At 40.8% G+C, this 26,473-nt stretch carries 20 protein-coding genes; 19 read left to right on the top strand and 1 reads right to left on the bottom strand.

Features of this window, described 5'->3' with window-relative positions:
- Window positions 1-549: 549 nt before the first annotated feature.
- From HT722_RS04960 to HT722_RS04900, 13 genes are all read left to right on the top strand, one after another.
- Window positions 550-7,359 (top strand): YSIRK-type signal peptide-containing protein, encoded by a 6,810-nt coding sequence (locus tag HT722_RS04960; protein WP_173277862.1) that lies wholly within the window; start codon window positions 550-552, stop codon window positions 7,357-7,359.
- A 163-nt stretch (window positions 7,360-7,522) separates the two neighbouring features.
- Window positions 7,523-7,813: a 30S ribosomal protein S6 gene (gene rpsF, locus HT722_RS04955; protein ID WP_001151785.1), complete on the top strand. Its 291-nt coding sequence runs from the start codon at window positions 7,523-7,525 to the stop codon at window positions 7,811-7,813.
- Between the two features lie 11 nt (window positions 7,814-7,824).
- Window positions 7,825-8,295, top strand: coding sequence for a single-stranded DNA-binding protein SsbA (ssbA, locus tag HT722_RS04950; protein WP_000609606.1), 471 nt, complete (start codon window positions 7,825-7,827; stop codon window positions 8,293-8,295).
- Window positions 8,296-8,326: 31 nt separating this feature from the next.
- Window positions 8,327-8,566: a 30S ribosomal protein S18 gene (rpsR, locus tag HT722_RS04945; RefSeq protein WP_000068664.1), complete on the top strand. Its 240-nt coding sequence runs from the start codon at window positions 8,327-8,329 to the stop codon at window positions 8,564-8,566.
- 170 nt (window positions 8,567-8,736) lie between these two features.
- Complete coding sequence (locus HT722_RS04940) at window positions 8,737-9,240, top strand: GNAT family N-acetyltransferase (RefSeq protein WP_173277860.1); 504 nt, start codon at window positions 8,737-8,739, stop codon at window positions 9,238-9,240.
- Between the two features lie 82 nt (window positions 9,241-9,322).
- Window positions 9,323-10,723, top strand: a complete 1,401-nt coding sequence (locus tag HT722_RS04935; RefSeq protein WP_173277858.1) for a bifunctional Cof-type HAD-IIB family hydrolase/peptidylprolyl isomerase — start codon at window positions 9,323-9,325, stop codon at window positions 10,721-10,723.
- A 1-nt stretch (window position 10,724) separates the two neighbouring features.
- Complete coding sequence (locus tag HT722_RS04930; protein WP_000689593.1) at window positions 10,725-11,084, top strand: S1 RNA-binding domain-containing protein; 360 nt, start codon at window positions 10,725-10,727, stop codon at window positions 11,082-11,084.
- Between the two features lie 53 nt (window positions 11,085-11,137).
- A complete protein-coding gene (locus tag HT722_RS04925) occupies window positions 11,138-11,887 on the top strand; it encodes a tRNA1(Val) (adenine(37)-N6)-methyltransferase (RefSeq protein WP_173277856.1) in 750 nt (249 codons plus the stop codon).
- The gene (locus HT722_RS04920; RefSeq protein WP_000349611.1) at window positions 11,877-12,161 is read left to right on the top strand and encodes a GIY-YIG nuclease family protein; all 285 of its coding nucleotides are present in this window, start codon (window positions 11,877-11,879) and stop codon (window positions 12,159-12,161) included. Before HT722_RS04925 ends, HT722_RS04920 begins: the two co-directional genes overlap by 11 nt.
- Before the next feature lie 85 nt (window positions 12,162-12,246).
- On the top strand, window positions 12,247-13,182 hold the full coding sequence (locus HT722_RS04915; protein ID WP_173277853.1) for a manganese-dependent inorganic pyrophosphatase: 936 nt from the start codon (window positions 12,247-12,249) through the stop codon (window positions 13,180-13,182).
- 86 nt (window positions 13,183-13,268) lie between these two features.
- Window positions 13,269-13,781 (top strand): YiiX/YebB-like N1pC/P60 family cysteine hydrolase, encoded by a 513-nt coding sequence (locus tag HT722_RS04910; protein ID WP_173277851.1) that lies wholly within the window; start codon window positions 13,269-13,271, stop codon window positions 13,779-13,781.
- Entirely contained in the window at window positions 13,765-14,415 is a 651-nt protein-coding gene (locus tag HT722_RS04905) for a DUF1803 domain-containing protein (protein ID WP_173277849.1), read from the top strand. The genes HT722_RS04910 and HT722_RS04905 overlap by 17 nt, the downstream gene beginning before the upstream one ends.
- Before the next feature lie 97 nt (window positions 14,416-14,512).
- Entirely contained in the window at window positions 14,513-14,704 is a 192-nt protein-coding gene (locus HT722_RS04900; RefSeq protein ID WP_061439562.1) for a CsbD family protein, read from the top strand.
- Window positions 14,705-14,750: 46 nt separating this feature from the next.
- Here the strand turns inward: HT722_RS04900 and HT722_RS04895 are convergent, their stop codons facing one another.
- On the bottom strand, window positions 14,751-16,196 hold the full coding sequence (locus HT722_RS04895; protein WP_173277847.1) for a UDP-N-acetylmuramoyl-L-alanyl-D-glutamate--L-lysine ligase: 1,446 nt from the start codon (window positions 16,194-16,196) through the stop codon (window positions 14,751-14,753).
- Window positions 16,197-16,301: 105 nt separating this feature from the next.
- Between HT722_RS04895 and HT722_RS04890 the strand changes: the two genes are divergently transcribed.
- The 6 genes from HT722_RS04890 (at window position 16,302) to HT722_RS04865 (ending at window position 26,446) form a co-directional block, all read left to right on the top strand.
- Window positions 16,302-17,924, top strand: coding sequence for a polysaccharide biosynthesis protein (locus HT722_RS04890; RefSeq protein WP_173277845.1), 1,623 nt, complete (start codon window positions 16,302-16,304; stop codon window positions 17,922-17,924).
- 204 nt (window positions 17,925-18,128) lie between these two features.
- On the top strand, window positions 18,129-20,087 hold the full coding sequence (locus HT722_RS04885; protein WP_153192137.1) for a peptide ABC transporter substrate-binding protein: 1,959 nt from the start codon (window positions 18,129-18,131) through the stop codon (window positions 20,085-20,087).
- 279 nt (window positions 20,088-20,366) lie between these two features.
- A complete protein-coding gene (locus tag HT722_RS04880; RefSeq protein WP_173277843.1) occupies window positions 20,367-20,822 on the top strand; it encodes a hypothetical protein in 456 nt (151 codons plus the stop codon).
- Between the two features lie 164 nt (window positions 20,823-20,986).
- Complete coding sequence (locus tag HT722_RS04875; protein ID WP_020902227.1) at window positions 20,987-22,081, top strand: cystathionine gamma-synthase; 1,095 nt, start codon at window positions 20,987-20,989, stop codon at window positions 22,079-22,081.
- A gap of 7 nt (window positions 22,082-22,088) precedes the next feature.
- Window positions 22,089-23,255 carry a MalY/PatB family protein gene (locus tag HT722_RS04870; RefSeq protein ID WP_173277841.1) on the top strand — a complete coding sequence of 389 codons (1,167 nt, stop codon included), beginning with the start codon at window positions 22,089-22,091 and terminating at the stop codon, window positions 23,253-23,255.
- Window positions 23,256-23,347: 92 nt separating this feature from the next.
- Entirely contained in the window at window positions 23,348-26,446 is a 3,099-nt protein-coding gene (locus HT722_RS04865; RefSeq protein WP_173277839.1) for a DEAD/DEAH box helicase, read from the top strand.
- Window positions 26,447-26,473: the final 27 nt, after the last annotated feature.

The following is a 26,473-nucleotide window of genomic DNA, read 5'->3' as shown; positions in this document are numbered from 1 at the left end:
GAAGCGAAAGGAAATATTATCAGCTTTTATAAAAGGAGTTAAGTTTCTACGGTATGATTATGGCAATGCATTTTTGTTAATAGATAGAAACAAGCTATAAAGAAAACGGAATGAGTTAGTCTAAATAAAAAGTATTAAAAATTAGGGAAACGCATATTATCAGGTTTTCAAAATCTTGATAATATGCGCTTTTCGTGAAAATATTTACTCCCTTTTCTTATAAAATTGAGTCTTTTACTAGACTCATACTAATAGTTGTTCAGAATGGAGTTACATATCCTAGTACATTGATGTCAGTGTTTAAAAACTTGTGTACGTTCTATTGTATCGAAGGCAACATTGGATTGAAACGATAAATATATGGAGATGAAACTTGAATTAATAATAGTCGTATGATACAATATTAAACGATATTGATAATTATTAGGCAACCCTTTTTAAAATGATAACCTCTTAATATTACTAAAAAATTTAAGGGGGGGGCTTTTTATTTGTCTGGATATTTCAATTCAATATTAAAAATATGCATAAAGGAGGTTGTGAGTCTCAATGAAAGGCAAACAACAAGATTTTAGAACGGAGAAGTACATTCGTTACGGTATTCGTAAGTACAGCTTTGGTGCAGCATCAGTAGCGATTGCAGCTGGTTTGATGTTCCTAGGTAATGGTGCCGTATCGGCAACAGAAGTAGAAGGAGCTAATGAACTATCTTCAACAGCTACTCCAACACCGACTATAGGTGGTGAGGGGGCTAATCAAGATGCTAACTCATCTAAACCCAATACTTATGGTGCAGAGCCAGTACTAACTAGGGACGGCGGTGAAGATACTACCTCATCTCAACCTAGCGCTGAGAATACCGAAGCAGTGCCAACTAGCTCCTCTACAGAAACAGTTGCAGATAAGGCTGGTCTTAAGGATATAGTCTCTGAGTTGGAATTACGTTTGTCCAAGATCAATCGTACTAAAGTTCCGGTATCTACTATTGCAAATGCAGAGAAGGTACTGGAAGAAGCGAAAAGAATCCTTGCCAAAGAAAATGCAAGTCAATTAGAAGTGAACAAAATCGCTAAAGCCAGTCGTTCACAAGCTTCAATCATTGCAAGTATGCCTAAAGTTCTTGGAGTAACACCAGCTGAATCGGAAAATAAGGAAAAAGCAACAACAGCTGCCCCAACAGCAACTGAAGTTGAAAAACCGGTTGATGCAAGTCTAGCTGAAGAAAAAACAGCTGAAGATGCAAAGGCAGAGTTGGCAACAGTGCAAGAAGACCTTGCTAGCTTCTTACCACAAGCAGAGAAATTGGCTACAGACCCTGTAGTGATAGAAAAGGCAAAAGCAAGTCTTCAACTGATAACATCAAGCCTTGAGGATGCAAATATTACGACTGATGAACTTGAAAAGCGTGTGCAAGAAGCAAAACGTGTACGCAACAGCCTTGTAAACCTTGTAACAGGCTCCAACTCAGGTAGTCGTGATAGCCGTAATGGTCAAGAGATGAGAGAAGGAAGTCAGCTGCTAACAGCCAGCGACTATATTTCAACTCCAAATCCAAATGGGGATGGGACTTACACAACTATAGCTAGCTCTCCAACAAAAGAGAATCATACGGGTGCGGATATTTATACATTTACTTCTACTGCAGCAAAGCAGAGAGATGTTTCTACTGAGGCAAGAAGTGGGGATATCGACACCTTAGAAACTATAGTTTATTCTAATCAACGTTCAGAGACTAAAACTGATGAGGGGAATTCAGGTAAAGGTGTTAATAATGCTGGACGTATGGATTATCCCTTAACCAAGGAACAAGCAAAAGACTTGGCAAAAGAGGCAGATTTTTGGAAAGGGAAACCCCGTATTGATGGATCGACTATTTCAACATACGATAACCTAAAATATGGGGGAGGTGGGGGATATGAGTATCTAGCTACCCACATTTATCACTATGCTTATGAACAAGGTCAAGACCGCGTTTATATCGATAAAATCAAGGAACGTTTTGATATAACCGGTAATGCGAAACAAGCTGGTTGGACTATCTCAAAAGTTGAACCGAGAAATTTACCTAAAGGTTTGACTTATAATGCTGATTCTGATACGATTGAGGGCAAGATTGTTGACAAGAGTATTTCAAATGGGGTATACGATACACGAACCTATGTTACTTATACCAATACTCAAACCAATGCAACTGTGCGTGTAATTTACCGAAATCTTCGTGGGGGTTGGATTGGTTGGCAAGATACTACACCACCTACTATAGAAAGTAATAATACAGTTCATAAGGGAACGGTCGGAGAAGAGATTGCACCTGTAGACATCCGTTACAACGATAATTCTGGTTCCCGTATAACGACTGAAGGAGCCTATGTTTCCTACACGTTGGCTAATGGTAAGGATGTCCGAGTTCGTCATGAATATGGCAATGGGACTTCTGGAATTTCAGGAAATATCTCAACAGATGGGTCAACGGTGGCTACAGCTATCCCTGGTTTGACTTATAGACCAAACGCAGGAACTACTCCTATTACTGAAAATGGTCAAACTGTTGGCTATGATGGGAAAGGGCTAATCTCTGGAACACCAACAAAGGCAGGTGTTTACCATGTGACTGCCTACGCGAAAGATTACAACCGTACAGAACGAGCAAGTGGTTCTAATCAGAGTTGGAATTATGATACACAAGAAGGTCGTGGAGAATTAACCTTTGTCATCGCACCTAAGGTAACGGTAAAGAACATAGCTACTTATGACAGCACCGTACCGGTTGAAATTTCAGATGGGGCAACCTATGCAGAAATTACAACACCAGATGGCTCCAAGACTATCTTAAAAAATAAGGCTGGCAAGTGGGTTGTACAAGAGGGAACAACGAATACCGCGGTTTCTGTTGGAACTGAAGTTGGAACGGTAGGGACTGAATTTTCTCTATCAGTGAAACCTGAAGCGACGGCAGCAGCTGGAGTTTCTAAGATTTCTGCATATGCTAAAACTGAAGATGTAACGGCTAATCTCATGAGAACCAAGGTGGAGTTGAACTCTGCAACAAACGGTACGAAATATACAGCAACTCTCAATCCAACATCAGGTCGTTATGAATTAGCAGCCTCTGATGCAGAGGTGCGAACAGAGTTAAATGATGGCAATTATACAATTACCAAACGAGAAGTTTCAGTCCGTGCCCAAACAGATGGCTCCATGAAGTTTGACTTGTACGAATATAAGAGAACATACAACAATGCGAACAAAGTGACGGCTGTTAATGATGTTACTCTAACTGAGACAGCTTATAGCAAGGATAACACAGAAAACACTGCTACAGGTAATGGTATGTACATTACTGTTCAGTATGATAAAAATAGTAATGAATGGTCAGCAAGTGATAAGTCTACAGTAAAAGCCCATAAGACTGGTGATGATACATGGGAAATTGAAACTAGTTCGGGTTATACTGGGACTGTTAAGGGAATTATGGCTGAAAATACCAGCACTTCTACAATCATCAACTCGAAACCAACTGCTGCATCAACTTCTTACGAGAGTACCTTGAATACAACTGTTAATCTAATCGACCGCCCTGCAGCTGATACTGCGGTAGTTACTAGTGCTAACGTGAGTGTCAGAGATACTGAAGATAATAAGTTAGCTACAAGTACTGCAGAGCCTGCATTCAAGGAAAGTCATAAAACAAAAGTAACAAGTATTACTGTTACAGATCCAGATGGCAACACTGTGTTTGCAGAGACTACATCTGGAGATGCAGCCAACTATCCAACTGCAACTGAACTTAAACTGACAAAAGTTGGTAAATATAGTGTTACCATCAATGTCATAGATAGTAATACAAACTTGGTTGATGGAACAAATGTAGGGAATACGACTGCCGGTACTGATCACGGAGTGAACACTTCTACAGCGACTACAACCTACACCATTACTGTTAAAGCTGGTATTGAAGGAACGCCTGCAACTACTAGCGATATTCAAGGAGCGGTTCAGAAAGGTACTCCAAGCTTCAATTTTGATGACGCAGAGAAAACAAAGATTTCTTCTACTACAAATGGTACAAAAGTTTATAGCTTAGAATCAACAAATGCTACAGATAATACAGGAGCTACTGTAGGTACTTATGCAATTAATGCGGATACGGGTGAGGTAACCTTTACTCCTAATCCAACATTTGTTGGAACTCCAAATCCAGCTAAGGTAAAATTGACCGTGACAGTAGCCGGAGTTGATCCATTAACATCTACGGCAGATTACACACCAACTGTTATTGGCGTTAGACCAGAGGGAACGAAGGCATCTTCAACAGATATTCAAGGTCAAGTTCAAACAGGTAAACCAACCTTTACCCCAGGTTCTGCAGAAGTAAATGGAGCTAGAAAAACAGTCCCATTGAAGGCAGATAGCTATAAACTTCTTAATAGTGCAGGTACAGAAGTAGCGGATGGTGCTACAACTCCAGCTTACGCTGCAGCAGATAATGGTACTGTGAAAGCTGGTGATGTGATTGGAACCTTCGGTATTGACAAGTCAACAGGTCTCGTGACCTTTACGCCAACCAATAAAGCTTATGTTGGAGCAGTAAAACCTGTCCAAGTTCTTGTTTCAGATAACAATGGTACGCAACCAGAAGACGATAAACGTGGTGAATACACACCAAACATTGTTGGTGTTACTCCAACTGCAAGTGAAGCTTCAACTACAGGCATTCAGGGAGCTGTTCAAAAATCTGAAGTGGTTCTTAATGCTAAAGATGAAAATGTAAACACCTTGAACTTTAGCAAAGGAAGTGAGACTGTAAATGGAACTGAAAAATCTGTTGATTTAAATGAAGCTACTCTGACTCTAGTAGGAGCTGATGGTGAAGGTAAAGTATCGGTAGCTGGTCAAGGAACATACTCTATCGTAAAAGAAGACGGTAAGTCTTATGTTCAATTCACTCCAGTAGCCACTTATACAGGAAATGTAACTCCAGTAACAGTGAAAATTGCTGATGCTAATGGAACTGAAGTAACAACAACCTATACTCCGAAGATTGTTGGAGTGAAACCAAGCGCAGAATCTTCTAAGACAAATGGAATTCAAGGCGAAACTCAAACTTCTAGCATCGTTTACAATCTAGTTAATAAAGATGAGAATGCTCTAAACTTCGTCAAAGGAACTGCGATTATAAATAGTGAGTCTAAATCAATCGAACTAGATAAAACATCTGTGAAGCTAGTAGGTGCAGAAAATGGAACTGTTAATGGTGACGGTAGCGTTACTGTAGCGAATCAGGGTACTTATAAGCTTGTTAAAGATGCAACTGGAGCCAATGCTGTTACCTTCACTCCTCTTGCTACATTTACTGGAAAAGCACATCCTGTAACAGTAAGTATTACTGATACCAATGGAACTGAAGCAACAACAACCTACACTCCAAGCGTCACGCCTGTTAAAGCTTCAGCTGAACCTGCAACGTCTACTGGAACTCAAGGTTCAACTCAAAGTGGTACGCCAATTTACACAGCTCCAGAAGCTGGTACGGGTGTTACCGTCACTCCAACTTATACTTTGGATAACGATTCAACTACTAAAACTGTAGATGGTGTTGGTACTTATACAATTGATACAACTGGTAAAGTAACCTTTGTTCCCGTAGCTAGCTATGTATCAAGTGATGCCAATAAGACAAGTGTAGGAGTAAAAGTTACTTATAGATTAGAGACTGCAGATAAGTCGCAGGCAACAATCACCTCTGAAACAACCTATACTCCAACAGTAAATCCTGTAACCTCTGCAGGAAATGATGTTGCAACGACAAACATCCAAGGTCATGCCCAAAAATCAACAGATGAAGGGAAAACTCTGACTTATACTATTTCTGATACTAGTCATATCACAGCACGCACTTATGCATTGGAAGGTGCAGATAATGATGGTAAAGTAGTGGTAGAGAATGTTGGAACCTACACAGTAGACGATAAAGGTCAGGTAACCTTTGTACCAGTGCCATCTTATGTAGGAACGCCGACTCCTGTGACAGTTGTTGAATCAGCGGTTTTAACTTCTGATGATAAGACTACAGCAATTATCACAACTAAGTCAATGTACACCCCAACGGTAACAGATGTGACCCCAACAGGTGCTTCATCGGCTACTGAAGGAGCTCGTGGAACTGTTCAAACATCTCCTGTAGTATTTGATACGCCAGATCAGGATAATACAACAGTAAACTTTAATAAAGGCAATGAAGAAGTTGAGCTTGATAAATCTACTCTGACATTAGTTGATAAAACTGGTAAAGAAGTGAAAGAAGTTGTAGTTCCAGGAGAAGGAACATATGTACTTAAGGATGGAGTCGTTGAATTTACACCAGAAAAAGATTTCGTAGGGAAAACTTCTGGAGTAACAGTTCAAGTGAAAGACGTCAATGGCAAAGTAGTTTCTGAAACTTATACTCCAACTGTTCGCCCAGATACTAGATATGTAGTTATCGAAAAAGATGGCAAAGAAACAGATTTACTTCCACCTAAAGATGGAACTAAACCTTCAGAACAAATTCCAGGATATAATGTTGTTAGAACTGAAATTGATGAAAAAGGAAATACAAAACACATCTACGAAAAAGTAAGTACCTTCTTCAAAGATAAAGAAGGTAAGGAAATTCCGAACTATCCAAGTGAACCAGGAACAGTCGATAAGAAAGACATCCCAGAATACAGATTCGTAGAAACGAAGAAACTGTCAAATGGAGACACAGAACACATCTACGAAAAAGTAAGTACCTTCTTCAAAGATAAAGAAGGCAAAGAGATTCCAAACTATCCAAGTGAACCGGGAACAGTCGATAAGAAAGACATTCCAGGCTACCGCTTCGTAGAGACTAAGAAACTGTCAAATGGAGATACTGTTCATGTTTATGAAAAAGTAACACCACCAGCTCCAACACCTTCACCTGTTCCTCAACCAAATCCAAGTAAGCAAAATACAACTACTTGGACTGATGAGAATGGAAATCCATTGAAACCAACTGAGCCAGGTTCTAAAGAACCGGGAACAATTCCAGGTTACGAATATGTGAAGACTGTCACAGATTCAAATGGAAATATCAGACATATCTTCCGCAAAGTTGAGATGCCAACTCCAACACCGGTTGAACCGACTCAACCAGCACAACCGGTAGAGCCAGCAACTCCAGCAATACCTGAACAGCCAGCTAAACCTCAAATGCCAGCAACACCTAAATATGTTGATGGTCAAAAAGAATTACCAAATACTGGTACAGAAGCTAACGCTAGTCTTGCAGCACTTGGACTTCTTGGAGTATTGAGTGGATTTGGACTTCTTGCTCGCAAGAAGAAAGAAGACTAAAAACTCATAGTTTTTGAGAAGATGATTCGTCATCTTCTTTTTTTATTTCGGTGTTTTTACTTGCGTAAAAAAATTTTTTCTAGTATAATAGTTTATTGTGAGCGAACCTCACTTACCCCTTGCAAAGTCTTGGGGTCATTAGACCAAAAGGAGGAACATATCAATGGCTAAATACGAAATTCTTTATATCATTCGTCCAAACATTGAAGAAGAAGCTAAAAACGCTTTGGTAGCACGTTTTGACTCTATTTTGACTGACAACGGTGCAACTGTTGTTGAATCAAAAACTTGGGAAAAACGTCGTCTTGCATACGAAATCCAAGATTTCCGTGAAGGACTTTACCACATCGTTAACGTTGAAGCAAACGACGATGCAGCTCTTAAAGAGTTTGACCGTCTTTCAAAAATCAACGCTGACATTCTTCGTCACATGATCGTCAAAATTGACGCGTAAGAAGGTAAACTATGATTAACAATGTTGTACTTGTAGGGCGTATGACACGTGACGCTGAGTTGCGTTATACCCCATCAAATGTAGCAGTTGCGACTTTTACTCTTGCAGTAAACCGTACATTTAAGAGTCAAAATGGCGAACGTGAGGCTGATTTTATCAATGTCGTTATGTGGCGCCAACAGGCTGAGAACCTTGCTAATTGGGCTAAAAAAGGCTCACTTATCGGGGTGACAGGTCGTATCCAGACTCGTAGTTACGATAACCAGCAAGGACAACGTGTCTACGTGACAGAGGTCGTGGCTGAGAATTTCCAAATGTTGGAAAGCCGTAGTGTGCGTGAAGGTCATACAGGTGGAGCTTACTCTGCCCCAACTGCAAACTATTCAGCACCTACAAATTCAGTACCAGACTTTTCACGTGATGAAAATCCATTTGGAGCAACAAATCCATTGGATATTTCAGATGATGATTTACCATTCTAATGGACAACTAAAATTATAAAGGAGAAAAAACATGGCTCAACAACGTCGTGGCGGATTCAAACGCCGTAAAAAAGTTGATTACATCGCAGCAAACAAAATTGAATATGTTGATTACAAAGATACTGAGCTTCTTAGCCGTTTCGTTTCAGAACGTGGGAAAATCCTTCCTCGTCGTGTAACAGGAACTTCAGCTAAAAACCAACGTAAAGTAACAACAGCTATCAAACGCGCTCGCGTAATGGCTTTGATGCCTTTCGTAAACGAAGATTAAAGAAAAGACCCGGTTGGGTCTTTTTTTCACGAGCCTTGAAATGAGAGAGCGAGTTTGGGTCCAGTGGACCTCTTTTTCAGACCCCGACGGGTCTTTTTTCACGAGATAGTTTTTTCTGACCTTGGCGTGCTATAATGGTAATAGAAAGAGTAAAGGTGGGTAAGTCAAAGATGAATTGTACGATTAGAAATATGATTAAGTCTGATATTGAATCTTTATCTCATGGATTTATGAATCAAGGTTGGCCTGGTAGAGAGGAAATTTTGGCTAGATATTTTTGGGAGCAAGCAAGTGGCGACAGAGAAGTCTTAGTTGCAGAGATTGATGGCGCTGTAGCGGGCTACGTTACTATTTTGCCCTCTGCTAAACATGGTCCTTTTGCAGAAGTCTATCCAGAATTATCAGATTTTAATGTGTTTGAGCCTTTTCGAAATCAAGGGATTGGGAATCAACTACTAGAAGAAGCAGAAAAACGAGTCAAGTTTGTTTCGAGTAAGGTCACTCTTGGTGTAGGTTTGCACTCAGGCTATGGACCTGCCCAGAGATTGTATATCAGACGGGGCTACATTCCAGATGGGACAGGTGTCTGGTATCGAAATCAACCCTTGGAAATGAATGCTACTATTCAAAATAATGATGATTTAGTTCTGTACTTATCAAAGAAGTTCGAATAAGAGATGGCGAATTTCTTTGAAAATAGGGGATTTAGCTACTTTATGGTATAATGGAAAGAGTTAGATTGAAAGAGGTAGTGAGATGGATGCCAAATTAAGATACAAGGCAAAAAAGATTAAGATTGTCTTTTTTGATATTGATGATACATTGCGAAATTCCAAGACAGGTTTTATTCCGTCTTCAATCCCAACTGTTTTTAAGCAATTACGTGAGAAAGGAATCTTGACAGGTATTGCTTCTGGACGGGGGATTTTTGGTGTTGTACCAGAGATTCGTGAACTGAATCCTGACTTTTTTGTGACCTTAAATGGGGCTTATATCGAAGATAAAAAAGGTCAGGTTATTTATCAACATCAGATTGAGAAGTCAGATGTTGAGGAGTATATTTCTTGGGCCAAGCAAGAGGAAATAGAGTATGGCTTGGTTGGGAGTCATGATGCCAAATTGTCGACTCGTACCGATATGATTAGTGAAGCTATCAATCCAATTTATCCCGATTTAGATGTAGATCCTGATTTCCATGAAAAAGAAAATATCTATCAGATGTGGACTTTTGAAGATAAAGGAGATGACTTGCACTTACCTGACAGTCTCTCAGACAAACTTCGCATGGTTCGTTGGCATCAACATTCGTCTGATATTGTGCCGATTTCAGGCTCCAAAGCGACGGGTGTGGAAAAGGTTGTGGAATACCTTGGCTTGAAACCAGAGAACGTCATGGTTTTTGGAGATGGGCTGAACGACTTGGAACTCTTTGATTATGCTGGAATCAGCGTTGCAATGGGAATTTCTCATGAAAATATCAAAGAAAAAGCAGATTATATAACAAAAACACTAGAAGAAGATGGCATTTTTGATGCCTTAGAAGGATTTGGTATGGTAGAAAAAGAATTGCATTTCCCACAAGTAGACATTGAAACAGTAGAAGGTCCTCTTGCGACTATTAAGACCAATCACGGAGACTTGCGTATCAAGCTCTTCCCTGAACATGCTCCTAAAACAGTGGCTAACTTTGTTGCGCTTTCAAAAGATGGCTACTATGATGGTGTCATTTTCCATCGTATTATCAAGGACTTTATGATCCAAGGTGGAGACCCAACTGGAACTGGTATGGGTGGCGAGTCAATCTACGGCGAATCATTTGAGGATGAATTCTCAGAAGAACTTTACAATATCCGTGGTGCCCTTTCCATGGCCAATGCTGGTCCAAATACCAACGGCAGCCAGTTCTTTATCGTGCAAAATCAACATTTGCCATATTCTAAGAAAGAAATTGCTCGTGGTGGTTGGCCAGAACCGATCGCAGAAATCTATGCAGAGCAAGGAGGAACACCTCACCTAGACCGTCGACACACTGTTTTTGGTCAGTTAGCTGATGAAGCGTCTTACGCTGTTTTAGATGCCATTGCTGCTGTTGAGACGGGGGCGATGGACAAACCAGTTGAAGATGTTGTGATTGAAACAATTGAAATCGAGGACTAAGATGAAAATCGGTGATAAGCTAAAGGGGCGTATTACAGGGATTCAGCCCTACGGTGCCTTTGTTGAGCTAGAGACAGGTGATACGGGGCTGATTCACATTTCAGAGATTCGGACAGGCTTTATTGAAAATATTCATGAAGCCTTGAAAGTCGATGAAGAGGTTCAAGTTCAGGTAGTGGATTTAGATGAATTTACAGGGAAAGCAAGTCTTTCTATCCGCACTTTGGAGGAAGAAAAGCACCAGTTTCCGAGACGGAGACGCTTTTCAAGCGACCGTTTTAACTACGGCTTTGCGCCTCTTAAACGAATGATGCCAATTTGGACTAGAGAAGCCTTGCACTATTTAAAAAAGAAGAAGTAGTTTAGAATTTTATATTTTTTGTAATGTTAATATAAATCTGCTGTAATAGAATCATGGAAGAAGAACAATTATTAAAATCAGGGGAGCGCATTAACCAGCTCTTCTCAACAGATATCAAAATTATTCAAAATAGAGAGGTTTTTAGCTATTCGGTGGATAGTGTTCTCTTGTCACGTTTTCCACGTTTTCCTAAAAAGGGCTTGATTGTGGATTTCTGCGCTGGGAATGGAGCAGTGGGGCTATTTGCTAGCACTCGTACTCAGGCACAGATTTTGGCTGTTGAGATTCAGGAGCGTTTGGCGGATATGGCTGAGCGCTCTGTCCGTTTGAATGGATTAGAGGAGCAGATGCAGGTCATCTGTGATGATTTGAAAAATATGCCTGCTTACATCCAGGGAAGTAAGGTGGATATGATTTTGTGTAATCCGCCCTATTTCAAGGTGGATCCTCATTCCAACTTAAATGAGAGTGAACATTATCTCTTGGCGCGCCATGAAATCACGACCAATTTGCAGGAAATCTGTCGCAGTGCCCAGAGTATTCTCAAGTCTAATGGACGGTTGGCTATGGTTCATCGTCCTGATCGACTTTTAGATATCTTGAACAGCTTACAACGGCATAATCTAGCCCCTAAGCGCCTGCAGTTTGTTTATCCAAAGCGGGAAAAAGAAGCCAATATGCTCTTGATTGAGGCTATCAAGGATGGCTCGACAAGTGGCTTTAAGGTCTTGCCACCTCTCATTGTCCACAATGATGATGGCTCTTATACGCCCGAACTTGAAGAGATTTATTATGGATCATAAGGCTTATATGTATGTGCTGGAGTGTCGTGATGGTTCTTATTATACAGGGTATACGACTGATGTGAGAAGACGCCTCGCTGTCCACAATAGTGGGAAGGGAGCCAAATATACAAGAGCTCGTTTGCCAGTCAAACTTATCTATGCTCAAGGTTTTGCCAGTAAGGAAGAAGCCATGTCGGCAGAAGCCCTGCTCAAGCGTAAGAAGAGACCGCAGAAGGAGCAATTTTTATCTGAAAATCAAGATAGAAATTTACTCAGTTATTTTGAAGAGTAGTGAGGAGTCCTTTGACTCCTCTTACTTTTGTCAAAAAGCGAAAAAAATGCTACAATAAAGAGAATAAACAAAATGAGGTATTATCATGTCTAAGATTCTAGTATTTGGTCACCAAAATCCAGACTCAGATGCCATCGGGTCATCTGTAGCTTTTGCCTACCTTGCAAAAGAAGCTTACGGTTTGGATACGGAAGCTGTTGCCCTTGGAACTCCAAATGAAGAAACAGCCTTTGTCTTGAACTATTTTGGTGTGGAAGCACCGCGTGTTATTACTTCTGCTAAAGCAGAAGGTGCAGAGCAAGTTATCCTGACTGACCACAATGAATTCCAACAATCTGTATCAGATATCGCTGAAGTAGAAGTTTACGGTGTTGTAGACCACCACCGTGTGGCTAACTTTGAGACTGCAAGCCCACTTTACATGCGTTTGGAGCCAGTTGGGTCAGCTTCTTCAATCGTTTATCGTATGTTCAAAGAACATGGTGTGGCTGTGCCTAAAGAGATTGCTGGTTTGATGCTTTCAGGTTTGATTTCAGATACCCTTCTTTTGAAATCACCAACAACACACCCAACAGATACAGTCATTGCTCCTGAATTGGCTGAATTGGCTGGTGTAAACTTGGAAGAATATGGTTTGGCAATGTTGAAAGCTGGTACCAACTTGGCTAGCAAATCTGCTGACGAATTGATTGACATTGATGCTAAGACTTTTGAATTGAACGGAAATAATGTCCGTGTTGCTCAAGTAAACACAGTTGACATCGCTGAAGTCTTGGAACGCCAAGCAGAAATTGAAGCTGCAATGCAAGCTGCTAACGCAGCAAACGGCTACTCTGACTTTGTCTTGATGATTACAGATATCGTCAACTCAAACTCAGAAATCTTGGCTCTTGGTACCAATATGGGCAAGGTCGAAGCGGCTTTCAACTTCAAACTTGAAAACAATCATGCCTTCCTTGCTGGTGCCGTTTCACGTAAGAAACAAGTAGTACCTCAATTGACTGAAAGTTTCAATGCTTAAGATTTTAGTTATCAATTCAAATTAGGAAAGGCTAGTTTGCCTTATATCGAAAGGAGTTTCGGCTCCTTTTTTTCTAGGAGTGAAGCATGTTAGCAAATGGCGATTTGATTTTTGTGAGAGATGAGTCGGATATGGGGCAAGCCATCCTGACTTCCACAGGCAACTATAACCATGTTGCCATTTATTTGGATGGGATGATTTACCATACTAGTGGACAGAGTGGTGTTGTCTGTCAAGAACGAGCAGATTTCTTTAAGTCCAATCACTTGTACGACATCTATGTTTACCCAGAAATGGATGTCCAGTCTGTGAAGAAAAAAGCTTGCAAACATCTTGGGGCTCCCTACAATGCTTCTTTCTATCCAGATGGCGCTGGTTTTTACTGTTCCCAGTACATGGCAGAAATCCTACCGATTTTTGAAACTATTCCTATGAAATTTGGAGATGGAGAGCAGAAGATTAGTGATTTTTGGAGAGAGTATTACAGAGAACTAGGTCTGCCTGTTCCTTTGAACCAGCCGGGGACCAATCCCAGTCAGTTGGCAGCATCGCCTCTGTTAGAATGTAAAGAAAGGAATCTTCATGATTCAGATTTTTAATCCATCTCGTTTGACGAGACAGTCTTTTTTTGGAGAATTAATCCGCTATCTGGACCAGCATGAGGATGTGATTTTACGGGAAATCAAGGCTCAATTTCCAGATCTAGCAGTTGATAAACGCATGGAAGAGTATATAAAGGCTGGCTTGATTCTACGAGAAAATAAGCGTTATTACCTTAATCTTCCCATTCTTGAATCACTCGATAGTCTTGAACTGGATCAAGAGATTTTTGTCAGCGAAGATAGTCCGTCCTATCAAGCCTTGTTAGAGCAAAGTTTTGAGACAGAATTGCGTAATCATACCAATGCAGCTATTTTAGTTGAAAAGACGGACTTTGCGCGCACTAAAATGACCTTGTCTAATTATTTCTACAAGGTCAAACATCAGTATCCTTTGACAGAAAAACAGCAGGAACTCTATGACATTTTGGGAGATGTCAATCCTGAGTATGCTCTCAAATATATGACGACTTTTTTGTTGAAATTTCTCAAAAAAGACCAGCTTATGCAGAAACGCCGAGACATCTTTGTGGACAGTTTAGTTGTCCTGGGTTATATAGTCCAAAATGAAGATGGAAAGTATGAGTTGGCTATCGATTTTGATAAGGAAAGATTAACTTTCTATTTAGTGTGATTGTTTTTTCTGAGCATATTGTTTGACTTTATCTACCGATAAGTTTATACTAATGTAACCGATGACATCCATCGGAATAAATGAAGGAGGATTGGCTATGTCATTGGAAAATGCAGTAGATCAAGCAAAAGGTGCTGTCAAAGAAGGTTTTGGTAAAGTTACTGGAGACAGCAAGACAGAACTTGAAGGAGCTGTTGAAAAAACAGTTGCTAAGGCAAAAGACGTTGTAGAAGACGCTAAAGGTGCTGTAGAAGGTGCCGTTGAAGGTTTGAAAAACGCTTTTAAATAAAAATAGAAAAAATCAAGGGTTTCATTTCCCTTGATTTTTTACTATCTTATAAATAATTTTCTGCGACAGCTGCATCTCCAGGATAGGCTTCTTTCTTTCCTTGGACGATTTGGTAGCAATCGGCTCCCTTACCAGCGATAATGACAGCATCTAATTCGTGATTTGTGATAGTCATAGCTGCCTTGATGGCTTCTTGGCGATCCGCAATTTTTTCAACAGGATGATTGATGTAGCTACTAATTTCATCCGCAATGGCCATAGGGTCTTCATAGTTGGGGTCATCAGCAGTCAGAAAGACTTGAATCTCAGGGTGTTGATTGAGGAGAAGGCCAAAGTCTTTGCGACGACTTTCTCCCTTGTTTCCTGTCGAACCTAATACCAGAGCAATATTTCCTGTTTGATGAGTTTCTACAACATTGATGAGTTTTTTGAGACTGTCACCATTGTGGGCATAGTCGATGAAAACCTTGGCACCATTTTTCTGAGTGAGGACTTCCATACGACCAGGAACACGGGTTGCAGCGATTCCTTTTTTGATGTCCTCAAGACTAGCTCCGAGACGGAGACAAGCAAGTCCAGCAGCAACGGCATTTTCTTGGTTGAAGTGGCCAATGAGTTGAATATCATAATCTCCAGCGAGTTTACCTCTAGCTGAGAAGCTAAAGGCTTTGGAATTCTCGATTTGGTTATCAGATTGGTTACCATAGAAATCATGGTCTTGATCTGCCACTTGTTCTTTCAAGACAGAAAAGTGGTCCATGTCACTGTTAATGATGACTGATCGGCTATTTTCCATCAAGAGACGCTTGTGGTAGAAGTAGTCTTCAAAGCTAGGGTGTTCAATAGGACCGATATGGTCGGGGCTGATATTGAGGAAAACTCCCACATCAAAGGTTAGACCATAGACACGTTTGACAAGATAGGCTTGACTGGAGACTTCCATGATGAGGTGGGTACGGTCATTTTGCACAGCCTGATTCATCATGTCAAAGAGGTCAATACTCTCAGGAGTTGTCAATGCAGACTTAAAGAAAGTCTTGCCATCTAAAGTTGTATTCATAGTCGAGAGCATAGCAGGTCGATGCCCTTGAGATAAGATGTTATAAGCGAAATAGGCTGCTGTTGTTTTACCCTTAGTACCAGTAAAGGCAAGGAGTTTGAGTTTTTCCTGTGGATTGCCATAAAATTCCATAGCTACCAAACTCATGGCTTTCTTAATGTCGCTGACGATAATGGCAGGAATACCAACTTCATAGTCTTCTTCAGCCACATACCAACCGAGGCCTTGAGAGATGGCTGAAATCAGAAATTCCTTCTTAAAGGCAGCACCCTTGACGAAAAAGAGGCTCTTTTCTTTAGCCTTGCGACTGTCGTAGCTGATGCTATCAAAAACAACTTTGCTGTAGTTGTAGTGGTAGTGTCCTTGGTCGATAATCTCGCGGAAGAGACCATCTTTCTTTAATATATCTAATACGGTTTCAATTTTTATCATACTTTCTATTGTAAACCGAAAGTCGCAAATTTACAAGTAACAAGGAAAAGTTTATAATGGAAGATAAGGAGTTTTTCCTAGTTATCAAAATTGAATGAGGAATCTATGTCGCACGAAAACAATCACCAGCAGGCTCAGATGTTACGGGGGACTGCTTGGCTAACGGCTAGTAACTTTATCAGTCGCCTACTTGGGGCTATTTACATTATTCCTTGGTATATCTGGATGGGGTCTTATGCGGCTACAGCAAATGGACTCTTTACCATGGGCTACAATATCTATGCCTGGTTCTTGCTGGTTTCAACAGCAGGGATTCCAGTTGCGGTGGCCAAGCAAGTTGCCAAGTACAATACCATGCGAGAAGAAGAGCATAGCTTTGCCCTGATTCGGAGCTTTTTAGGATTTATGACAGGACTTGGCCTCGTTTTTGCTTTAGTTTTATATGCCTTTGCTCCTTGGCTAGCAGACTTGTCTGGCGTGGGCAAAGACTTGATACCGATCATGCAGAGCTTGGCTTGGGGAGTCTTGATTTTCCCATCTATGAGTGTTATCCGAGGCTTCTTCCAAGGGATGAATAACCTCAAACCTTATGCCATGAGCCAAATTGCTGAGCAGGTCATTCGTGTTATCTGGATGCTCTTAGCAACCTTTATCATTATGAAGCTTGGTTCAGGAGATTACCTAGCAGCCGTTACCCAATCCACCTTTGCTGCCTTTGTCGGTATGGTAGCTAGTTTTGCAGTTTTGATTTATTTCCTTGCTCAAGAAGGCTTACTCAAAAGAGTCCTTGAAACAGGGGATAAGATTAACAGCAAGCATCTTTTGATCGATACCATTAAGGAAGCCATTCCTTTTATCCTGACAGGATCTGCCATCCAGCTCTTCCAGATTTTGGACCAGCTGACCTTTATCAATAGTATGAGCTGGTTTACCAACTACAGCAATGAGGACTTGGTTGTCATGTTTTCTTATTTCTCAGCCAATCCTAATAAAATCACGATGATTTTGATTTCTGTTGGGGTTTCGATTGGGAGTGTAGGCTTGCCACTTTTGACAGAAAACTATGTCAAGGGGGACTTGAAGGCAGCTTCTCGTCTTGTTCAGGACAGTCTCACCCTACTCTTTATGTTTCTGCTACCAGCAACGGTTGGAGTGGTCATGGTAGGAGAACCTCTTTATACAGTCTTCTATGGTAAGCCAGATAGTTTGGCTCTGGGCTTATTTGTCTTTGCAGTTTTGCAGTCTATTATTTTAGGCTTGTACATGGTCTTGTCTCCAATGCTTCAGGCCATGTTCCGCAACCGCAAGGCTGTTCTCTATTTTATCTATGGTTCTATTGCCAAGCTAGTCTTGCAATTACCAACCATCGCTCTCTTCCACAGTTACGGACCTTTGATTTCAACAACCATTGCTCTCATTATTCCTAATGTCTTGATGTATCGGGACATTTGTAAGGTAACGGGTGTCAAGCGCAAGGTGATTGTGAAGCGAACCATTTTAATCAGTTTGCTGACCCTAGTCATGTTTCTGTTAATAGGAACCATCCAGTGGCTGTTAGGATTTTTCTTTCAACCAAGTGGACGTTTGTGGAGCTTCTTTTATGTAGCTCTTGTCGGTGCCATGGGGGGTGGACTTTATATGGTTATGAGTCTGCGTACCTATTTATTAGATAAGGTAATAGGAAAAGCCCAAGCAGATCGCCTGCGAGCAAAATTTAAGCTTTCGTAAGGTAGCATTTATAAATAAAAGGAATAAGTTGAACAATCTTTTAGGAGAACTTGAAACTTATTCCTTTTTTAGCGTCAAAATAGCTAAAATTATCTTTTGAAAGTAGAAGATGAGGTCTTTTTCGATTTTTTTGGAAAAAATCATTGACTAAACAAACTAAACGTTGTATAATAAAACAAATATTTAAATCAGGAGGTTCTGGAGATGAAAAAGTCTAAGGCCAAGTATGCAACACTTGCAGGTGTCGTGCTAAGTGCAGGTATTTTGTTAAGTGCGTGTGGAAATTCTAGCACAGCGTCAAAAACATATAACTATGTTTACGTAAGTGACCCATCAAGTTTGAACTATCTAGCAGAAAACCGTGCAACAACCAGTGATATCGTGGTTAATTTGGTAGATGGGCTCATGGAAAATGACCAGTATGGGAACTATATCCCATCCTTGGCAGAGGATTGGAGTGTTTCTCAAGACGGTTTGACCTATACCTACAAACTGCGTAAAGATGCTAAATGGTACACTGCAGATGGGGAAGAATATGCTCCTGTAACTGCCCAAGATTTTGTAACTGGTTTGAAATATGCAGCTGATAAAAAATCAGAAGCCTTGTACTTAGTGCAAGAATCCGTAGCAGGTTTGGATGACTACATTAACGGTAAAACAAGCGACTTTTCAACTGTCGGAGTCAAGGCTCTTGATGACCAAACCGTTCAATATACCTTGGCACGACCAGAACCTTACTGGAACTCAAAAACAACCTCAACCATTCTCTTCCCAGTCAACGCTGATTTCTTGAAATCAAAAGGAGATGATTTTGGGAAGGTAGACCCATCTAGCATTTTGTACAATGGACCTTTCTTGATGAAATCCTTTGTTTCAAAATCAGTTATCGAATTCAAGAAAAATCCTAATTACTGGGATGCTAAAAATGTCTTTGTAGATGATGTCAAATTGGCCTATTATGATGGTAGTGACCAAGATGCACTGGCTCGTAACTATGTAGAGGGAGCCTATAGCTACGCTCGTCTCTATCCAAATAGTTCAAGCTTTGAAGGAATCAAAGAGAAGAATAAAGACAATATCATCTATAGTCTGCAAGATGCTACTTCTTACTTCTTAAACTTCAACTTGGATAGAAAATCTTATAAATTCACTTCCAAGACAAGTGATGCTGAAAAGAAATCGACTCAAGAAGCGGTTCTGAGTAAAAACTTCCGTCAAGCCATTAACTTTGCCTATGACCGTACAGCTTACGGGGCCCAATCTCAAGGAGAAGATGGTGCAACTAAGATCTTGCGTAACTTGGTTGTTCCTCCAAACTTCGTAAGTATCAACGGAAAAGACTTTGGTGAAGTAGTAGCCTCTAAGATGGTGAATTATGGTAAAGAATGGCAAGGAATCAACTTTGCAGATGCCCAGGATCCATATTACAATGCTGAAAAAGCTAAAGCCAAATTTGCTGAAGCTAAGAAAGAACTCCAAGCCAAAGGAGTCCAATTCCCTATCCACTTGGACATGACAGTTGACCAAGCTGATAAAAAGGGTGTCCAAGAGGCAAATTCTATGAAGCAATCTATTGAAGCAGCCTTAGGTGCAGAGAACGTTGTAATTGATATTCAACAACTTTCTACTGAAGACTTTGATAATACAAGCTATTTGGCTCAGACTGCAGCTCAGAAGGATTACGATCTATACAACGGTGGTTGGAGTGCAGACTACCAAGACCCTTCAACCTATCTTGATGTATTTAATGTTCATTCTGGTGGTTTGATGCAAAATCTAGGTATAGAGCCGGGTGAAGCCAATGACAAGGCCAAGGCTGTTGGGCTGGATGTCTATACTCAAATGTTGGAAGAAGCTAATAAGGAACAAGATCTTGCAAAACGCTATGAAAAGTATGCTGAAATCCAAGCTTGGTTAGTAGATAGCGCTTTAGCAATTCCAAATGTTTCTAAGGGTGGAACACCAACATTGAGAAAAACAGTTCCTTTCTCATCACCATATTCATTAGCTGGTAATAAAGGTATCGAATCATATAAATATCTCAAAGTACAAGATAAAACAGTCACAAAAGACGAATATGAAAAAGCCAAAGAAAAATGGTTGAAAGAAAAAGAAGAATCCAATAAAAAAGCCCAAGAAGAATTGGCAAAACATGTCAAATAAGAATTTTTCAAGAAAAACGATGGTTTCGAAAGAAGCTGTCGTTTTTTAATAGAATGATAGCGAAGATGGAAGAAAAAATCTTATATTTTTTTATTTTTTTATTTGTTTATTGGAGTTATGATATAATGAATATAATAAAAGTGTGAGAAGCTATTTTTTAAATCCTCTTCCAGTGTTAACGGAAGTATGCACATGCTAGGATGATTTTATAGGAGGGATGTTATTTACTGAAGAAGAATTCTTAACTGACTATTTAGTGATTTTTATGGAGGTATCATCATGGGTGATATTATGGAGTTTGCAACAGAAAAACAGATTGAATCATTTCTCTCAACTTGTCACATTGAAGGGCAAAAGAATTTTCTGATGGCTTTCAAGAAAAAGACATGGTTGAAATCCTTTATTGATTTTTTCATTATAGGAGGTAGTTACTATGTTCAGTCGAGTGTGAAGCCTAAGATTCTGGCATTCACACCTAAGGGAATCTACTTGATGGACATCAGTGATATAACTGAAAATCGTTCTAATCAAGTCCTTGAGATGCCTTGGAATCAGGTTCAAGATTTTACTTATAAGCCAGTCTTGAATACAGTTAGGCTGAACTGGAACTATCAAAATGAAGCCTATATTTTTTCCGTGGATGTCGGTCAGGTTAGTCAGCATGTGGGCCAGTATCAATTTAACAAAGAGCATTATGACTATTTAGCCCAACAGGCTTTCTTTCGTTCACAGTAAATTCTAGCAATCATTTTCACAAAAGAATCTGGAAGCTTTTCTGGATTCTTTTTAGCTTTACTCGATAAGTATATAGTTTGAAACTATAACTAGCTCTTGAAAAGAAGAAAATGAGTTGATGAAAATAAGTGGTACAATAGTTACTATAGATTTGGAGGTATTGTATGAGCAAGGAATTACACATCAACACAATTTTGGCCCAGGCGGGTATCAAGTCAGACGAAGCGACAGGAGCTTTGGTGACACCGCTTCATTTTTCAACGACCTATCAGCATCCAGAGTTTGGTAAATCTACTGGATTTGACTATACGCGTACAAAAAACCCAACTCGCAGTAAGGCAGAAGAAGTCTTGGCGGCTATTGAGTCCGCAGACTATGCCCTAGCTACTAGCTCAGGGATGTCAGCGATTGTACTGGCCTTTAGTGTCTTCCCAGTAGGAAGTAAGGTCTTGGCTGTCCGTGACCTTTACGGTGGTTCTTTCCGCTGGTTCAACCAAGTGGAGCAGGAAGGCCGTTTCCATTTTACTTATGCCAATACAGAAGAAGAGCTGATTGCCGAGTTAGAAAAAGACGTGGATGTCCTCTATATCGAAACGCCAACCAATCCTTTGATGTTGGAATTTGATATCGAAAAACTAGCAAAACTGGCTCATGCTAAGGGTGCCAAAGTGGTGGTGGACAATACCTTCTACAGCCCTATTTACCAACGTCCGATTGAAGATGGAGCTGATATCGTTCTCCATTCAGCAACCAAGTATCTAGCAGGCCACAATGATGTCTTGGCTGGAGTGGTTGTGACCAATAGTTTAGAACTATACGAGAAACTCTTTTACAATCTCAATACGACAGGGGCAGTCTTGTCGCCATTTGATAGCTATCAATTGATTCGTGGTCTCAAGACCTTGTCTCTTCGTATGGAGCGCTCAACTGCCAATGCCCAAGAAGTGGTTGCCTTTTTGAAGGATTCTCCAGCAGTTAAAGAAGTTCTCTATACTGGTCGTGGAGGGATGATTTCCTTTAAAGTAGCGGATGAAACACGCATTCCTCATATTTTGAACAGTCTTAAGGTCTTCTCTTTTGCGGAAAGTTTAGGTGGGGTGGAAAGTCTTATCACTTATCCAACGACACAAACTCATGCTGATATTCCAGCAGAAGTGCGCCATTCTTATGGTTTGACAGATGACCTCTTGCGTTTGTCAATTGGGATCGAAGATGCTAGAGATTTGATTGCAGATTTGCGCCAAGCCTTGGAAGGATAAGACAAAGATGGGAAAATATGATTTTACAAGCCTGCCCAATCGTTTAGGGCACCATACCTATAAATGGAAAGAAGCAGAAACGGATAGTGAAGTCCTACCAGCTTGGATAGCAGACATGGACTTTGTGGTCTTGCCTGAAATCCGCCAAGCTGTGCAGACTTACGCAGACCAACTGGTTTATGGTTATACCTATGCCAGTGAAGAGTTAATTAAGGAAGTTCAAAAGTGGGAAGCCACACAACACGGCTACCACTTTGACAAAGAGGCCCTTGTCTTTATCGAGGGTGTGGTACCTGCTATCTCCACAGCTATTCAAGCCTTTACAAAAGAAGGCGAAGCCGTTTTGATTAACACACCGGTCTATCCACCTTTTGCTCGCAGTGTCAAGTTAAATAACCGCAGATTGATTACTAATTCTTTGGTGGAAAAGGATGGTCTGTTTGAGATTGACTTTGACAAACTTGAAAAGGATCTGGTAGAAGAGAATGTCAAACTCTATATCCTCTGCAACCCTCACAATCCTGGTGGACGTGTGTGGGAAAAAGAAGTCTTGGAGAAGATTGGCCAACTCTGCCAAAAACACGGTGTTTTGTTGGTTTCTGATGAGATTCACCAAGATTTGGCCCTCTTTGGTCACAAGCATCATTCCTTCAATACCATCAACCCTGACTTTAAAGAATTTGCTATTGTCTTGAGCAGCGCCACTAAAACCTTTAACATTGCGGGGACAAAAAATTCCTATGCAGTCATTGAAAATCCTAAGTTGAGAGTGGCTTATCAGAAACGCCAGCTGGCCAATAACCAGCATGAAATTTCAGGCTTGGGTTATTTGGCGACAGAAGCTGCTTATCGCTATGGGAAGGATTGGCTAGAGGAACTCAAGCAAGTCTTTGAAGACCATATCAATTATGTGGTGGATCTATTTGGAAAAGAGACTAAAATCAAGGTCATGAAACCACAAGGAACCTACTTGATTTGGCTTGATTTTTCAGCCTATGACCTGACTGATGAAAAATTACAAGAGCTTTTGAGAAATGAAGCCAAGGTTATCCTCAATCGTGGTTTGGATTTTGGAGAGGAAGGAAGTCTCCATGCCCGCCTCAATGTAGCCATGCCTAAGTCTCTGCTGCAAGAAGTTTGTCAGCGGATTGTGGCTACTTTTGCCAAACGTTAAAAATCCAGCCTTCTAGGAGAAAAGTCTTCCTAGAAGGCTATTTTCATAGGGGAAAATATGGTATAATAAAAAGATAAGGTAAAGGTAAAAATATGGCTAAATTGATTCCGGGGAAAGTCCGTATCGAAGGCGTTGCCCTTTATGAAACTGGTAAGGTTGACATCATCAAGGAAAAGAATAATCGGCTCTACGCTCGCGTTGCAGAAGAAGAACTGCGCTATAGTTTAGAGGATGATTTGGTTTTTTGTGCCTGCGATTTTTTCCAAAAGAGGGGCTACTGTGTGCATTTGGCAGCGCTGGAGCATTTTTTAAAAAATGATGAGCATGGTCAGGAAATCTTGCAGAGTCTGGAAGAAGGTCATGAAGAAAAAGAGGCCGTTGAAACCAAGGTGACCTTGGGTGGCAAATTTATGGACCGAATCTTGTCTCCAAAATCAGAACGTGCCTATGAATTATCGGCTGTGGGTCAGGTGGAAGCAGGAACCAATCATATCTTGTGGACCCTTAGAATAGGGCAAATCAATAGCCTAAAATACTACGTCATTCGGGATATTCCACTCTTTTTAAGGATTGTCGAGCAGAGAAAGTCTTATATGATTGGCAAGATTTATGAGGAGTCTCTTTCTTGGGAAGCCTTTGATGAGGCTAGCCAAGAACTTCTGACTTTCTTGCGGGGACTAACGGAGGAAGGACTGGCTCCAGACCTCTTTTTCCAAAACCAAGGTCGGCATCTCTTTTTTCCTCTGACTTTTTTTGAGCAGGGTGTGAATTTACTGATGACCTTGCCCCATTTTCAATTTGACCATCAAGTGGATAGCTACCAGACCCTGCTTTTTCAGGATATGCATGCTGATGCCAATCTCTTTGCCTTTACAGTAACAGAATACTCGGATTATTTTGAAATGGAAATCAGTGAGAGTCCTAGGGTCAATGTCTTTTATCAGGGAGCTGTACTTTTCCATAAAGGACAGGTTTATTTTCTAACAGACCAACAGATGCGTCTTCTCAAGGAAATTAAAGCGTTGCCTGTGGATCAACATGGGAAAAAACACCTGCAATTTGATAGCAGTGACCGAGATAAATTGGCTTCTTGTTTAACTCTTTTTAACCAAATGGGGACCGTTTCAGCTCCAGAACGGTTACAAATCAAAACTTTTGCGCCCTCTTTTTACTTTGACAGGGAAGAAGATAATCGGATTCGTTTAGAAATTCAGTTTGATTATGGGGATAGGCAGGTATCAAGCCGACAAGAGCTAGAAGAATTACCATTTTCGAGTGATGCGGACTTAGAAGAAAGAATTTTCCAAGTCTGTTTGGCAGCTGGTTTTGAAGCAGATTTTCAATCTTGGCGTCAGGCCCTAAAAGCAGAGTCTGTCTATCATTTCTTTCACGAAATCATTCCAGTCTTTGAAAAACTCGGGAATGTTGATTTATCAGACAAGTTAGAAGAACTCTATAACCTAGCAAGCCCTCAAGTACAGATTGCTTCCAAGGGAGGTCTCTTGGAAATCCAGTTTGATTTTCAAGATATTGCCCAAGAGGAAATTGATCAAGCCATGCAGGCCTTGGTTGCCAATCAAGATTTTTACATTGGTGCGTCTAATCAAGTCTACTTTTTTGATGAAGAAACCAAGAAAATTCGACAAAATCTACAGGAACTGGGGCAATTTGAGTTAAAAGATGGGGCCTTGCAGGCTCGAAAATCTTTGGCTTATAGTTTAGCTCATCTCTTTGAAGGACGTGACCGTGTTTCTTTTTCACAAGAATTCCAGAATTTGGCTCACGATTTGACGCATCCAGAGGACTTCCCTAGACAAGCAACTCAGGTTCAGGCTGATTTGCGAGATTATCAGGAAAAGGGAATCAGCTGGCTACAAATGCTCCATCACTATGGTTTTGGTGGAATTTTGGCTGATGATATGGGACTTGGTAAAACCCTGCAGACTATTGCTTTTTTGACCAGTCAAGTGACAAAAGAAAGTCGAGTCTTGATTTTAGCACCGTCAGGTTTGATTTACAACTGGGCAGATGAATTTCAGAAATTTGCCCCACAGTTGGATATGGCTGTTGTTCATGGTTTGAAAGCTAGTCGTGAAGAGATTCTTGCTGAGAGCCATCAAATCTATGTGACGAGCTATGCCACCTTCCGTCAGGACAGTGAGCTTTATCAGGGGATGGCCTTTGACTTCCTTTTCTTAGATGAAGCTCAGGTTATGAAGAACGCCCAAACCAAGATTGCTCAGACCTTGAGACAATTTGTGGTGCCGTCAGTTTTTGCTTTGTCAGGAACTCCTATTGAAAACCATCTAGGTGAACTGTGGTCTATTTTCCAAATCGTCATGCCAGGACTTTTGCCAAGCAAGAAAGAATTTATGAAATTGCCAGCCGAGCGCGTGGCTCAGTTTATCAAGCCTTTCGTGATGAGGCGAAAGAAAGAAGAAGTTCTGACTGAATTACCAGACTTGATTGAAGTGGTTTATAAGAATGAACTGGAAGACCAGCAAAAGGCTATCTACCTAGCCCAGTTGCAACAGATGAGAGATAGATTGACTCAAGTGTCAGATCAGGAATTTCAGCGAAGTCGTGTGGAAATCTTGTCTGGTCTGATGCGCTTGCGTCAAATTTGTGACACTCCTGCCCTCTTTATGGAAGATTATCAGGGAGCCAGTAGCAAACTGGATAGTCTTCGAGATTTACTAGTACAGGTGGCAGACGGCGGACACCGTGTCTTGATTTTCTCGCAGTTTAAGGGAATGTTGGAGAAAATTGAACAAGAACTGCCAGACTTGGGCTTGACTTCCTTTAAAATCACGGGTTCAACACCAGCTAAGGAAAGACAAGATATGACCAAAGCCTTTAACCAAGGGGAAAGAGATGCCTTTCTGATTTCCCTCAAGGCGGGTGGGGTTGGTCTGAACCTGACAGGTGCTGATACGGTTATTTTGGTTGACCTTTGGTGGAATCCTGCGGTGGAGGCGCAAGCCATTGGTCGTGCCCATCGGATGGGACAGGAAGAAACGGTTGAGGTCTATCGCTTGGTAACTAAAGGAACTATCGAAGAAAAAATTCAGGAACTACAAGAACAGAAGAAACATCTGGTGTCACAAGTATTGGATGGAACAGAGTCACGTGGTAGTCTTACCCTAGCAGAAATTAGAGAAATTTTGGGAATTTCTGAAGCCAGCACTTGAAAAATCAAGACAATACGCTATAATGAA

The organism is Streptococcus sp. 53, assembly GCF_013276565.1.
Taxonomy (GTDB): Bacteria; Bacillota; Bacilli; order Lactobacillales; family Streptococcaceae; genus Streptococcus.
The sequence above is the reverse complement of the archived record's forward strand: the minus strand, read 5'-3'. Positions and strand labels throughout refer to the sequence as shown.

Excerpts from the sequence above, each read along its gene's own strand:
- HT722_RS04915 (WP_173277853.1), top strand. The coding sequence starts at position 12,247 with ATGTCTAAGATTCTAGTATTTGGTCACCAAAATCCAGACTCAGATGCC.
- ssbA (WP_000609606.1), top strand. The coding sequence starts at position 7,825 with ATGATTAACAATGTTGTACTTGTAGGGCGTATGACACGTGACGCTGAG.
- HT722_RS04935 (WP_173277858.1), top strand. The coding sequence starts at position 9,323 with ATGGATGCCAAATTAAGATACAAGGCAAAAAAGATTAAGATTGTCTTT.
- HT722_RS04895 (WP_173277847.1), bottom strand. The coding sequence starts at position 16,196 with ATGATAAAAATTGAAACCGTATTAGATATATTAAAGAAAGATGGTCTC.
- HT722_RS04885 (WP_153192137.1), top strand. The coding sequence starts at position 18,129 with ATGAAAAAGTCTAAGGCCAAGTATGCAACACTTGCAGGTGTCGTGCTA.
- HT722_RS04930 (WP_000689593.1), top strand. The coding sequence starts at position 10,725 with ATGAAAATCGGTGATAAGCTAAAGGGGCGTATTACAGGGATTCAGCCC.
- HT722_RS04880 (WP_173277843.1), top strand. The coding sequence starts at position 20,367 with ATGGGTGATATTATGGAGTTTGCAACAGAAAAACAGATTGAATCATTT.
- rpsR (WP_000068664.1), top strand. The coding sequence starts at position 8,327 with ATGGCTCAACAACGTCGTGGCGGATTCAAACGCCGTAAAAAAGTTGAT.
- HT722_RS04870 (WP_173277841.1), top strand. The coding sequence starts at position 22,089 with ATGGGAAAATATGATTTTACAAGCCTGCCCAATCGTTTAGGGCACCAT.
- HT722_RS04865 (WP_173277839.1), top strand. The coding sequence starts at position 23,348 with ATGGCTAAATTGATTCCGGGGAAAGTCCGTATCGAAGGCGTTGCCCTT.
- HT722_RS04960 (WP_173277862.1), top strand. The coding sequence starts at position 550 with ATGAAAGGCAAACAACAAGATTTTAGAACGGAGAAGTACATTCGTTAC.
- HT722_RS04900 (WP_061439562.1), top strand. The coding sequence starts at position 14,513 with ATGTCATTGGAAAATGCAGTAGATCAAGCAAAAGGTGCTGTCAAAGAA.
- HT722_RS04875 (WP_020902227.1), top strand. The coding sequence starts at position 20,987 with ATGAGCAAGGAATTACACATCAACACAATTTTGGCCCAGGCGGGTATC.
- HT722_RS04920 (WP_000349611.1), top strand. The coding sequence starts at position 11,877 with ATGGATCATAAGGCTTATATGTATGTGCTGGAGTGTCGTGATGGTTCT.
- HT722_RS04890 (WP_173277845.1), top strand. The coding sequence starts at position 16,302 with ATGTCGCACGAAAACAATCACCAGCAGGCTCAGATGTTACGGGGGACT.
- HT722_RS04940 (WP_173277860.1), top strand. The coding sequence starts at position 8,737 with ATGAATTGTACGATTAGAAATATGATTAAGTCTGATATTGAATCTTTA.
- HT722_RS04910 (WP_173277851.1), top strand. The coding sequence starts at position 13,269 with ATGTTAGCAAATGGCGATTTGATTTTTGTGAGAGATGAGTCGGATATG.
- HT722_RS04905 (WP_173277849.1), top strand. The coding sequence starts at position 13,765 with ATGATTCAGATTTTTAATCCATCTCGTTTGACGAGACAGTCTTTTTTT.
- rpsF (WP_001151785.1), top strand. The coding sequence starts at position 7,523 with ATGGCTAAATACGAAATTCTTTATATCATTCGTCCAAACATTGAAGAA.
- HT722_RS04925 (WP_173277856.1), top strand. The coding sequence starts at position 11,138 with ATGGAAGAAGAACAATTATTAAAATCAGGGGAGCGCATTAACCAGCTC.